Annotated in this window: 8 protein-coding genes; 6 read left to right on the forward strand and 2 right to left on the reverse strand. The window is 68.8% G+C overall.

The annotated features are described in order from the left end of the window. Positions 1 to 5 precede the first annotated feature (5 nt). The 4 genes from orn (at position 6) to VKA86_17275 (ending at position 4,099) form a co-directional block, all read left to right on the forward strand. The gene (orn, locus tag VKA86_17260; GenBank protein HKK72952.1) at positions 6 to 572 is read left to right on the forward strand and encodes an oligoribonuclease; all 567 of its coding nucleotides are present in this window, start codon (positions 6 to 8) and stop codon (positions 570 to 572) included. 392 nt (positions 573 to 964) lie between these two features. Then, the gene (locus VKA86_17265; protein ID HKK72953.1) at positions 965 to 1,555 is read left to right on the forward strand and encodes an AraC family transcriptional regulator; all 591 of its coding nucleotides are present in this window, start codon (positions 965 to 967) and stop codon (positions 1,553 to 1,555) included. A gap of 165 nt (positions 1,556 to 1,720) precedes the next feature. Continuing rightward, positions 1,721 to 3,175 (forward strand): adenosylhomocysteinase, encoded by a 1,455-nt coding sequence (ahcY, locus tag VKA86_17270; protein HKK72954.1) that lies wholly within the window; start codon positions 1,721 to 1,723, stop codon positions 3,173 to 3,175. A gap of 144 nt (positions 3,176 to 3,319) precedes the next feature. After that, positions 3,320 to 4,099 (forward strand): fasciclin domain-containing protein, encoded by a 780-nt coding sequence (locus tag VKA86_17275; protein HKK72955.1) that lies wholly within the window; start codon positions 3,320 to 3,322, stop codon positions 4,097 to 4,099. 93 nt (positions 4,100 to 4,192) lie between these two features. On the opposite strand, the gene VKA86_17280 is transcribed toward VKA86_17275, so the two are convergent. Together VKA86_17280 and VKA86_17285 are read right to left on the reverse strand one after the other, a co-directional pair. Next, positions 4,193 to 6,853: a DNA topoisomerase gene (locus VKA86_17280; GenBank protein ID HKK72956.1), complete on the reverse strand. Its 2,661-nt coding sequence runs from the start codon at positions 6,851 to 6,853 to the stop codon at positions 4,193 to 4,195. Positions 6,854 to 7,125: 272 nt separating this feature from the next. Continuing rightward, positions 7,126 to 9,636, reverse strand: coding sequence for a 2-oxoglutarate dehydrogenase E1 component (locus VKA86_17285; protein HKK72957.1), 2,511 nt, complete (start codon positions 9,634 to 9,636; stop codon positions 7,126 to 7,128). A 120-nt stretch (positions 9,637 to 9,756) separates the two neighbouring features. On the opposite strand from VKA86_17285, the gene VKA86_17290 reads away from it, so the two are divergent. Then, entirely contained in the window at positions 9,757 to 11,301 is a 1,545-nt protein-coding gene (locus tag VKA86_17290) for a HAMP domain-containing sensor histidine kinase (protein ID HKK72958.1), read from the forward strand. Further along, on the forward strand, positions 11,298 to 12,527 hold a 1,230-nt coding region (locus tag VKA86_17295), incomplete at its 3' end, for a sigma-54 dependent transcriptional regulator (GenBank protein ID HKK72959.1). The genes VKA86_17290 and VKA86_17295, both read left to right, overlap by 4 nt.

The following is a 12,527-nucleotide window of genomic DNA, read 5'->3' on the forward strand; positions in this document are numbered from 1 at the left end:
GCGGGATGGCGTCGTCGCAACCGTTGATCTGGATGGACCTCGAGATGACGGGACTGGATCCCGAGACCGATCGGATCCTCGAGATCGCCGTGATCCTCACCGACGGGCACCTCGAGTCGATCGAGGAAGGGCCCGATCTGGTGGTCCACCAGTCCGAAGACCTCCTGGCCGGCATGGACGCGTGGAACACCGAGCACCACGGCGATTCCGGTCTGGTCGAGATGGTGAAGTCCTCGACAATGGACGAGGCCGCCGCCGAAGAGCGGATCCTCGAGTGGTTGGGTGAACGCTGCTCGCCGCGGAGCGTTCCTCTGGCCGGGAACTCCGTGCACCAGGACCGGGCATTCCTGCGCCGGTACATGCCGCGCCTGCACGATTTCCTGCACTACCGGAACGTCGACGTGTCCACGGTCAAGGAGCTCGTGCGGCGGTGGTCACCGGACCTGCTGGGGCGTGCGCCCTCGAAGACGGGGCAGCACAGGGCACTCGACGACCTCCACGAGTCGATCCGTGAATTGCAGTTCTACAGGTCCCACGCATTCGCCCTGCAAGGCGAATATCGTGAGAAGTAGTGCCTTTGCATCATGGTTGATCACGAAATCACAGCGGCACGGACTCCCATGACCGGCTTGTTTGCGGTATCGGGAAACGGTTCCGAACGGCGAATACACAGCGTGAGTCCTGTCACAGCAGGCCTTGCGCCTTCGCCGGGGCCGTGACCGGCTCCAGTGCGCACGTGTCTTGCAATTCCGTGATGTGCGCGGGCGGTCGGACGTCGTCCACCGATTCGCGCCGAGGGGCGTACCGGCCATGATCCCCTTTAGCAGATGCGACATCGGTATACGGGATCCAAGGTTGATCCAGTTCCGCAGTGCATCTATCATGTGATCTGGAGGTTCGGGGATCCGACCGGCACGGGGCACAGGGTCAGGATCCAGGGCCGTCTCGAGAGGATCGTCTGGTTATGACAGAGGAGAGCCGTCGACTCCGACACGATTGCGGAAAGACGTGTCTTCCCACGTTCTTCACGAACCTCGAGTCCAAGCTCGAATCCCCCCTCCTGCAACGAGCTTTCGAATCGCTGAAGGACGACCCCTCGGCCTACGTGTCGGTGGGTGAGTGGGCCAACGAGGTGGGTGTCTCGCGCGAGCATCTGACCCGCAGCATCAGTCCGGTCATCAATCCCCACGCGCTGTTGCAGTCGGCGCGGGTGGCGATCGCTCTGTCGCGGCTGAGCGGTCAGGACAAGCTCCGCGCCGGGGAAGCGCTCGACGCCATGGGGTACTCGAGCCGCGCCCATGCCTTCGCTGTGTTCAAGAAGACGACCGGGCTGACGCCGACGCAGTTCTGGGCCCGTTTGCACACCCCGGACGCCCGCGAAGGATGCGGTTGCATCCTGGACTTCTGCCCATTGCTCGGAGCCGTTCTCGATCGCTACTGGCGGACCCATTCCGACGCCAAGCCCGCCGAGCGAGCCGACGCCCCGTCGATCGAGGAGCGCACCGAGCGCACCGAGCGGACCGCGTCGACCGGGACCGAGGGCAAGAGCGCCTGAGCCCGTGCGGCGGCCTCGCGGTAGCGCGATCCCCATTGGCCATCTATCGTACGCCGGGTACAATCGTATCCGGCGTTCGTCCGTGCGGCCGGCCCCCGTCCTTCCGCACCCACGTCCCGAGCGCCGTTTCTCCCGAGAATTACTGCCCCTGCCTGGAGAATTCGAATGTCGACCCAGTCGATGACCCGTCCCACCCACAAGGTCGCCGATCTGTCGCTGGCGGCCTACGGCCGCCGCGAGATCGAACTGGCGGAGCACGAGATGCCCGGTCTCATGGAGCTCCGTCGCCGCCACCGCGACGAGAAGCCGCTCGCCGGCGCGAAGGTCATGGGCAGCCTGCACATGACCATCCAGACCGCCGTACTGATCGAGACGCTCAAGGACCTCGGTGCCGACGTGCGGTGGGTCAGTTGCAACATCTTCTCGACCCAGGACCACGCGGCGGCCGCCGTCGTGGTGGGCAACGGCACGCCCGAGGATCCCATGGGGTGCCCGGTCTACGCCTGGAAGGGCGAGACCCTCGAGGAGTACTGGTGGTGCACCCGCCAGGCGCTCGAGTGGCCGGACGGCAGCGGTCCCGATCTGATCGTGGACGACGGCGGTGACGCGACACTCCTGCTCCACCGCGGCGTGGAGTTCGAGAAGGCCGGTGAGGTTCCCACCTTCGATCCCGACAAGGAGCCCGCCGAGTGGGGCGTGATCCTCGACGTGATCCGCAAGGAGATGGAGACCGATCCGAAGTTCTTCCATCGCCTGGCCGAGAACGTGCGCGGGGTGAGCGAGGAGACCACGACCGGCGTGCACCGCCTCTACGAGATGGCCAAGCAGGGCACCCTCCTGTTCCCGGCGATCAACGTGAACGACTCGGTGACCAAGTCGAAGTTCGACAACCTCTACGGCTGCCGTCACTCGCTGCCCGACGGTCTCATGCGTGCCACCGACGTCATGCTCGGCGGAAAGGTGGCCGTGGTCTGCGGCTTCGGCGACGTGGGCAAGGGGAGCGCCGAGGCGCTGCGTGCCCAGGGCTGCCGCGTGATCGTGACCGAGATCGATCCGATCTGCGCGCTGCAGGCGTCCATGCAGGGCTACGAGGTCAACACCCTCGAGGACTGTATCGACTACGCCGACATCTTCATCACCACGACGGGGAACAAGGACGTCATCACCGTCGAGCACATGAAGAAGATGAAGGACAAGGCGATCGTCGGGAACATCGGGCACTTCGACAACGAGATCGACATGGCCGGACTCGAGAAGTACCCGGGCGTCGAGCGGATCCACGTGAAGCCGCAGTACGACGAGTTCCGCTTCCCCGACGGCCACGGCGTGATGATCCTGGCCGAGGGTCGACTTCTGAACCTGGGGTGTGCGACCGGCCACCCGAGCTTCGTGATGAGCGCGAGCTTCACCAACCAGGTGCTCGCCCAGCTCGACCTGTGGAAGAACGGCAAGGAGTACGACAAGGGCGTGACCGTGCTGCCCAAGCACCTCGACGAAGAGGTCGCGCGCCTTCACCTCGATCATCTGGGCGTGAAGCTCACGACCATGAGCCGGGAGCAGGCCGACTACATCGGCGTGCCGGTCGAGGGTCCGTACAAGCCGGACTACTACCGATACTAGGCCCGCGTCCGACCATCGCGGCCCGGTCCACACGACGCGGCTCCCGGAAACGGGGGCCGCGTCGTCGTATCCGCGCATCCGTGCCGGGGTCCGAGGCGAATCCACAGCCAGCATCCGACGACCGATCGCCCCCCGGGAGACGAGATGTTCCGTCGAACCGACCTGCGCGCCGCGACCACGGTCGTCGCGCTGATCATGCTCTTGTCGGGCTCTCCGTCCGCGGCGGGCAACGACATCGTGGAGACCGCGAGCGCCGCGGGGGACTTCGAGACGCTGGTCGCCGCGGTGAAGACCGCCGGACTGGCCGAGGTCCTGCAGGGCGAGGGACCCTTCACCGTCTTCGCCCCGACCGACGACGCCTTCGCCGCGTTGCCCGACGGCACGGTCGAGGACCTGCTCCGCCCCGAGAACCGTGACCGTCTCGTGGACCTGCTGACCGATCACGTGATCGCGGGCGAGATACCGGCCGAGATCGCGGTGACGCTGGACGAAGGCGAGACCCTGAGCGGTCGGAGCGTCGAGTTCGAGTTCGACGGGGAGACCCTGATGGTCGACGACGCCACGGTCGTGGCCGCCGACGTCCGAGCGAGCAACGGGGTGATCCACGTGATCGACCGCGTGCTGGTGCCCGGGGACGACGAACGCCGAGTCCGGGCGGCGCAGCGCCTGATCGAGCGAGCCATCGATCGCGGCGCGCCCCTCTACAACCACGGTCAGCGCGCCGCGTGTGCGGCGATCTACATGACCGCGGCCGACGGGCTGCTGATGGGTGGCGCCCTCCCACAGGACGCGGCCGAGAACTTGCGGCGGGCCCGCTGGCGTGCCGGCAACTCCAGCGATCCCGACGACCGCGCGTGGATCATGCGGCGCGCCCTCGACAGCGTGCACGGGGAGCTGTCGGGCACGCGCCTCGCCGCGGACTGAGCGGATCCGAACTCTCGCGGAACGCAACCGACGACGCCCCACCTCGACCGAGGCCGGCTGCTCTCGTGGCGAACCCGTTCGTGACGAGCCGGCTCAGTCGGAGTCGGCGCCCTGGGTCTCGACCACGATCTGGTCCGGCTTCGGGGCGTCCGCGAGGGGTTTGCCGTTCTCGTCGGTCAGGGCGGCCCCGTGCACCGTGCGGATGACGGGGATGGGGTGTGCGGCGACATGGGCGTCGAGCTCCTTCTGCAGGCGCTCACGGACGTCCTCGTCCAGCTTGGTCCATGCCAACCGTCCCCGGCACTTCGGGAAGCGGGAGCATCCCAGCCAGGGCCCGCGCACACCCTCGCGGAGGTACATGGGGGCTTCGCACTTCGGGCACTGCAGATCGGTCTCCAGCGGCGGACGCGAGGGAGCAGTGACCTTGCCGGTCTTCTTGTCGAGGTTGAGGATCCCGTCACAGGGGTCCTTCTCGTCCCCGTACCGCGAGCAGCCCAGGAAGGGGCCGAAGCGGCCCGAGCGCTTGAACATGGGAGCGCCGCACTTCGGGCACGCCACCCCCGTGGTCTCGGCCTCCTGGGGCCGTCCCTCGCGGTCGATCGGGCTCGCCCACTTGCAGTCGGGATACTGCGAGCAGCTCAGGAAACGGCCGTTCTTCCCGAAGCGGTAGACCGTCGGGGCGCCGCAGTTGCCGCAGCGGTACTCGTCGGGGGCGGGCTGGGTCTCGGCCTTGGCGTGACTCAACGATTCCATGGCCTCGTCGAGCGAGTCGCGGAACGGACCGTAGAACCGGTGCAGCATCTCGACCCAGTCGAGATGGTCCTCCTCGACCTGGTCGAGTTCGGACTCCATGTCGCGCGTGTAGCCCACGTCCATGATCCGTGGGAAGGCCTCGATCAGCTTGTCGGTCACGACCTCCCCGAGGTCGGTCGCATGGAAGGCGCGGTCGATCAGTTCGACGTACTTGCGGTCCTGGATCACCTGGATGATCGACGCGTAGGTGGACGGCCGGCCGATGCCCTCGGACTCGAGGGTCTTGATCAGGCTCGCCTCGCTGTAGCGCTTGGGGGGCGAGCTGAAGTTCTGTTGAGGATCGATCGCGAACACACCCATCCGATCGTTCTCCTGGATCGGCGGCAGGGTCTGCTCGTCGCTCAGGGTCGGTACGCCCGACACGCGGAAGTGTCCGTCGAAGGCGAGCACGCGGCCCGAGGCCTTGAAGCGAAGCGGGCGTTCGGAGTCGCGTCCACCCTCGATGAACACGCTCGTCGAATCCCATTGCGCCGGCATCATCTGGCAGGCGACGAAACGCTCCCAGATCAACCGGTAGAGCTTCCACTGATCGGGTGGCAGGACCTTCTTCATGCTCGCGGGCGTGCGTCGGACCGACGTGGGTCGGATCGCTTCGTGGGCTTCCTGCGCGCTCTTGTTGCTGCTACCGAAGAAGTTGGGCTTGGGCGGCAGGTAGCGTTCGCCGTACTCGTGGTCGACGAATTCGCGGACCTGGTTCAGGGCCTCGCCGGCGATGTGGGTGCTGTCGGTTCGCATGTAGGTGATCAGACCCACCGGACCCTCGCCCGGGATGTCGACCCCCTCGTACAGGCGCTGTGCGTTCTGCATGGTGCGCCGCGCCGCGAAGCTCAGGCGGCTGCTCGCGGCCTGCTGCAGCGTCGACGTGATGAACGGCGGTGCGGGGCGGCTGCTGGTGCGCTTGGTCTCGATCTCGGCCACGCGGTACGGCGTCGACGGATCGACCGCGCCGCGGACGGTCCGCACGAAGCGAGCGGGTCCCTTGCCCTTGGGATCCTCGCGCGTTTCGATCTCGATCCCGTCGAGGCCGGCGCGGACGGCGACCTCGGACACACGGTCGGTCAGGTCGACCACGGCCGCGTCGGGGTCGTCCTTCGAGCCAGACGCCTCGATCGAGAACTTCTCTCCACCGACCTCGACGAGTTCGGCGCGCAGACCGTCCCTGTCGGCCAGCCAGGCGTTGAGCTGCTTCTGCGTCGGACCCTTGCCCTTGGCGTCACGCGTGGTGAGCAGTTCGGTCCATTCGTCACCGAGGGCAGCGAGGTCCACGTCGCCGGGGTGGAAGTTCGCGAAGAGCTTCCAGGTCTCGTCGGGGACGAAGGCGCGGATCTCCCGTTCGCGTTCGACCACGAGCCGAACCGCCACGCTCTGCACGCGCCCGGCGCTCAGACCCCGTGCCACCTTCTTCCAGAGCAGTGGGCTGACCTGATAGCCGACGATGCGGTCGAGCAGTCGTCGCGCCTGCTGGGCGTTCACCCGATCCATGTCGATGGGATGCGGGTGGTCGAAGGCCCGGGCGATCTCGGCCCGGGTGATCGCCGAGAAGATCACGCGCTTGGCCCGATCGGGTTCGATGCCCATCTCGTCGGCCAGGTGCCACGCGATGGCCTCGCCCTCGCGGTCGAGGTCGGTTGCGAACCAGACCTCGCGCGCCTGCTTCGCCTGGCGCTTGAGGTCCTTGATCGTCGAGTCCTTGCCCTTCAGGATCTCGTAGGTCGGCCGGAAGTCGCGGTCGAGATCGACCCCGGGGACGGGCGACTTGTCGCCCTTGGGTGCCTTGGCGGGCAGGTCGCGTACGTGGCCGACGCTGGCCATGACGACGTAGTCGTCGCCCAGGTACTTGTTGATCGTCCGTGCCTTGCTCGGGCTCTCGACGATCACCAGTTGCTTGCCCTGGGCGGACGGAGCCCGCTCTCGGCTACGGCTGCTGCGCTTCTTGGCCATGTGGGCTTCGGACCGGCTCGGATCGGGGAAACGAATGCGCGGCGCGGGATCGGACCGGCAGTCTCGCAACATGGCGCCGGACCCTACCGCGGATCCGGCGCCGGACGCCGAGAGGAAAACCACGGGTCCGTGCGGTTGTCAAGCCGACCCGGATCCCGGCTCCGGCCGGCGACGATCGTGCGGCAACCTGTGCAAGAGGCCGGCCGGGCGCAAGAGCCGGCCTTCGTGAGTGGGGGTGCCGGGCCCCGAAGGGGCCCGGAATCGTGCTCGGATCAGGCGAAGGCGAGACGGATCAGGGCCTCCTGTTCCATCCGGTGGGCCTTGTTCGAGCCGGTGGCCGGGCTGGCGCTGGCACTCCGCTTGACGGTGGTGACATGGCGTCCGCCGGCCAGGCGCTGGAGCTCGGGTCGGACGAAGGCGAGCGCCCCCATGTTGGCAGGCTCCTCCTGCACCCACACCACCTGACGGGCGTCGGGCCAGGCCCGCAGCGCAGCCTGGATCCGCTGCTCCGGGAAGGGATAGAGCTGCTCGATGCACACGATCGCCGTGTCCTCGGCCCCCCGCTTCTCACGCTCGGCACGCAGTTCGTGGACGATCTTGCCAGAGCACAGCAGGACGCGTTGCACCTCGCCACCCGCGGCGTCGACCAGGACGGGACGGAAGGCACCGTCGATCAGTTCCTCACGTGGGCTGCTCGACGCCTTGGACCGCAGCATTCCCTTGGGGGTGAACACCACGAGCGGTTTGCGCCACTTCCGCAGCGCCTGGCGCCGCAGGAGGTGGAAGTACTGCGCCGCCGTCGACGGCTGGACGATCTGGATGTTGTGTTCGCTCGCCAGCTGCAGGAAGCGCTCGAGACGGGCACTGGAGTGCTCGGGGCCCTGCCCCTCGTATCCGTGCGGAAGGAGGAGGACCAGGCCGCTCAACAGTGACCATTTGTCCTCGCCGGCCGCCAGGAACTGGTCGATGATGATCTGACCGCCGTTGGCGAAATCCCCGAACTGCGCCTCCCAGGCTATGAGCCCGTCGGGATAGTCGCGACTGAAGCCGTACTCGAAACCCAGGACGGCCGCCTCGCTGAGCGGCGAGTCGATGATCTCGAAGCAGGCGTCGCCCGTCGCCAGGCCCGCCAGCGGCACGTGGGATTGCCCTGTCTCGGCGTCGAGCAGCGCCGCGTTGCGATGATTGAAGGTTCCGCGACGGGAGTCCTGGCCCGACAGACGCACGAGACGTCCCTCCCGAAGCAGGGCACCGAAGGCGCAGGCCTCGGCCGTGCCGTAGTCCAGGGGAGCCTCGCCGCGCACCATGGCCACGCGTTGCCCGACGAACTTCTGCACCTTGCGGTGCACGGTGAAGCCCTCCGGAGTGGTCCCGAGCGCGTCGGCCACGGCGTCGAGCGCTTCGGCATCGACCGCGGTCGCGACCTCGTCGTCGGGGTCGTACTGCCCGCCCTCGTACTCGTCCCAGTAGTAGGGCATCTGACGGAAGACCGGGCGCCGTTCGGCCGATCGACCCTCGTCGAGCGCCGTCGAGTACCTCTGTTCGATCTCCTTGCGCATGGCGTCGACGGTCTCGGACGGCACGTCCCACTGCTCGGCGACCTGCTCGTACAGCAGTCCCCGCCGGCCGATCTTCTCGTAGAGGGTCGGCGACGTGGTCGTGGGGTCCTCGACCTCGCTGTGGCCGTAGCGCCGGTAGCCGATCAGGTCGATCAACACGTCGTCGCCGAAACGCTGGCGGTACTCGAAGGCGATCCGGCCGGCGCGCTCGATCGCGGCGAGGTCCTCGCCGTTGACGTGGAGGATCGGGATCTCCAACCGTTTGGCCGCGTCGCTGGCGTAGCGTGACGAGTGCAGCGAGACGGGCTCGGCCGTGAAGCCGATCAGGTTGTTCACGATCACGTGGATGGTTCCGCCCACGTCGTAGCCGGGCAGCTCCGCCATGTTCAGGGTCTCGGACGTGATGCCCTGACCGGCGAAGGCCGCGTCGCCGTGCAGGCAGATCGGGATCACCCGGGACGGACCCTGCTCGCCCAGACGCGTCTGACGTGCCCGGGCCCGGCCCGCGACGACGGGATTCACGGCCTCGAGATGGCTGGGATTGCTCGCGAGGTGGACCCGGACCTCTCCGCCCTCCGGGCGGCGGTGCACCCCCGTGGCGCCCATGTGGTACTTCACGTCGCCACTGCCGAGGGTGCTCCGTGGGTCGACGTCCTCCAGTCCCGCGAAGAGCGAGGCGTGGGGCACGCCGACCGTCTCGACCATGACCGTGAGGCGTCCGCGGTGGCTCATTCCCAACAGCGCCAGCTCCGCCTGGGCCGAGGCGGCGCCGTCGAGGATCGTGTCGAGCATCGGGATCAGACCCGCAGCGCCCTCCAGAGAGTAACGTTTGCTGCCGACGTAACGTCGATGCAGGAAACGCTCGAAGAGTTCGGCTTCCATCAGCCGGCGCAGCATGCGGTCGCGGTCGAGGGCCTCGACCTCGTCGTCCTCGAGTGCGCGCGCGATCCACACCGCGCGCTCGCGGTCGCCGATGTGCATGAACTCGGCGCCGATGCTGCCCGCGTAGGAGCGCTCGAGTCGGGCGCGCCGATCGTCGTCGGCGGTGTCGAGCAGGTCCTCGATGTCGGGGTGCACCGCGCGTTCGATGCGCGCGAGCGGATCGATCGTGGCGTGCAGGTGCGCCCAGCGACGGTAGGCGACCGCGAGGGGGTCGTGCCAGTCGTCGGGAAGCGTCGGATCGTTGGCGCCGGTCGAGCGCCTGCGCGGTCGCGTGGTAGTCATGATCGTGGGCGAGCGCTCGGGCAGGGGGCACGAGAAACCTTGCGCGCGGTATTCAGGCTAAAGTAGACGGTTCCGTGATCTGCGCCAAGGGCGGCGCCCTCGAATCCCGGGAGGTCCGGCGTGGACGGACTACAGCTCGCGTTGGCGATCACCGCCACCCTCGGACTGGCGGCCGTCCTGGTCCTCCTGCTCCGGACGCGGGGGCTGCGTCGGCGGCTGCTCCTGGCCCTGGCGCTGGCGTCCCTGTTGCCCTCGGCGACGGTGGCCGTGGTGCTGGCGCTCAATGCGCGTTCGGTCCTGGCGGTGCTCGACGCGCCGGGTCCGCAGAGTGCCGTCGACGGCGGACTGGGCCTCGCGCGCGCCTACCTGGAGGAAGGGGGCCGGGACCTGCACCACCGCACCGACGCCTGGGTCCGCGCCCTGGCCGAGGGGCGGAGCCCGGTGGTGGAGCGACCCGGCCACACGGGCTGGCGCCTGGTGGACGTACCGGAGGCCCGTGGAGGCGGACTCGATCCGGCGCCCTGGTTGTCCGCCGTGCCCGGGGAGGTCTTGGACAGGCCCACATGGGGTCCCCGTCGTGTCGTCGCCGGCGCGGGGACCGCACTCGTCGCCGGCCGGCGGCTCGGACCCGACGACGGGCACGTGGTCTCGGTCCTTCGGATTCCCGACGGCGTCGCGGCCGACCTGCGACGGATCGAGGCGGGGTTCCAGGGCCAGCGCCAGCTCGAGCTCTACTACGGGCCGCTGCTGGCCAACGGCCTGCTCGTGATCGCGGTGGTGGCCGTGACGGTGGTGGCGGTGCTGGGCACCGTTGCAGCGCGGGACGTGAGCGCACGGCTGCTCGGGCCGCTGGGCGAGCTGGTCGAGGCGACGCGACGCGTGGGGGCCGGCGATCTCGATCACCGTGTGGGAACCCTGGCGTCGGGAGAGGTCGGCGAGCTCGTCCGGGCCTTCGACGGCATGACCGCGCAACTGGCCGAGAACCGCGAGCGGTTGCGGCGGACCGAGCGACTGGCCGCCTGGCAGGGGATCGCCCGCTCGCTCGCCCACGAGATCAAGAATCCCCTCACACCCATCCAGCTGGCCGTGCACCGTCTCCGGCGACAGGGAGGAGACGAGCGGACCCTGGAATCGCTCGGCGCGATCCAGGAGGAGGTCGGCAACCTGCGCCGGCTGGCCGAGGAGTTCTCGGTCCTGGGACGGCTGCCCGAGCCCCGGATCGTGGCCGTCGGTCTCGGTGCCACCGTCGACCAGGTCGTCGATCTCTACGTGCCCGACGGGGTGACGTCGGAGGTCGACGTCGCCGCAGACCTCCGCGTGCGCGCCGACGCGGGACAGCTCCGGCAGGTCGTCTCGAACCTCGTGAAGAATGCGGTGCAGGCGATGGGGCGGGACGGCCGTCTGCGGGTCGCAGCGCACGTGGACGACGGCGTGGTGATCCTGGAGGTCGACGACGACGGCCCGGGCTTCGGCGATGCAGCGGCGCGCCTGTTCGAGCCGGGGTTCACCACGCGCGAGACCGGGACCGGACTCGGGCTGGCGATCGTACAGCGGATCGTCGAGGATCACGGGGGGGACATCGAGGCCACGACGTCGCCGTGGGGCGGAGCCCGTTTCCGTGTCCGGTGGCCGTCGGCCGAGCCGCCCGAGGAGGACCGATCGTGAGCGAGGCGGGCGCACGCATCGTCGTCGTCGACGACGAGCCGAACATCCGGCGCCTGCTCGCGGGTGTGCTGTCGGACGAGGGCCACGAGTGCACCACGGTGGCCTCGGTCGAGGAACTCCGCGGTGCGCTGGGTGAGGAGCCGGCCGATCTGGTCCTGCTCGACGTCTGCCTGCCCGGTGAGGACGGCATGCACTGGCTCGGCGAGCACGTCCGCGGAGACCGCGCCGAGGCCGGAGCCGTGATCATGATGAGCGGCCACGGAACCATCGATCTCGCCCTCAAGGCGGTTCGCCTGGGAGCGGTGGACTTCCTCGAGAAACCGATCACCGGCGACCGCCTGCTGCTGTCGGTGGAGAACGCACTCGCGCTGTCGACGCTGCGGCGCGAGAACGAGCGACTGCGGCGTGGCCGGGCCGCCGCGGCCATGATCGGCGAGAGCCGGGCGATGCAGGCCCTGCACTCCGCGATCGATCGCGCGGCCCCGACCGATGCCACCGTGTTGGTCAGTGGAGAGAACGGGACGGGCAAGGAACTCGTCGCCGCGGCCTTGCACCAGGCGTCGAAGCGGGCGCGGAGCCCCTACGTCCAGCTCAACTGCGCGGCGATCCCTTCGACCCTGCTCGAGAGCGAGCTCTTCGGTCACGACGCGGGAGCGTTCACCGGAGCCCAGCGCGTGCATCGTGGGCACTTCGAGCGGGCCCATCGGGGAACGCTGCTGCTCGACGAGATCGGCGACATGCCGCTGGAGCTGCAGGCCAAGCTCCTGCGCGTGCTCGAGGACGGCAAGGTCACGCGCCTGGGATCGGAGACCGCGCGGCGCGTCGACGTCCGGCTCGTGGCGTCCACGCACCGCGACCTCCGGCGCCGCGTCGACCAGGGCACGTTCCGCGAGGACCTCTACTACCGGCTCGCCGTGCTCGAGATCCGGGTCCCGGCCCTCCGCGAGCGTGACGACGACGTCGAGCGGCTCGGCCGACACTTCCTGGAGCACTTCGGCCGCGAGTTCGGGCGGCACGTGCCGGAACTCACCGACGAGGCGTCGGCCGTGCTGCGCGATCATCCGTGGCCGGGCAACGTGCGCGAACTCCGCAACGCCATGGCGCGCGTGGTCGCGCTGACCGACGCCCCCGAGATCGCGGCGGGCACGCTGCGGTCGATCCTGTCGCCGACACCCGTGCGGGAGACAGCGCAGCAGGTCGACGTCCCGACGCTTCAGGCCGCCCTC

Source organism: Candidatus Krumholzibacteriia bacterium (assembly GCA_035268685.1).
Taxonomy (GTDB): Bacteria; Krumholzibacteriota; Krumholzibacteriia; order JAJRXK01; family JAJRXK01; genus JAJRXK01.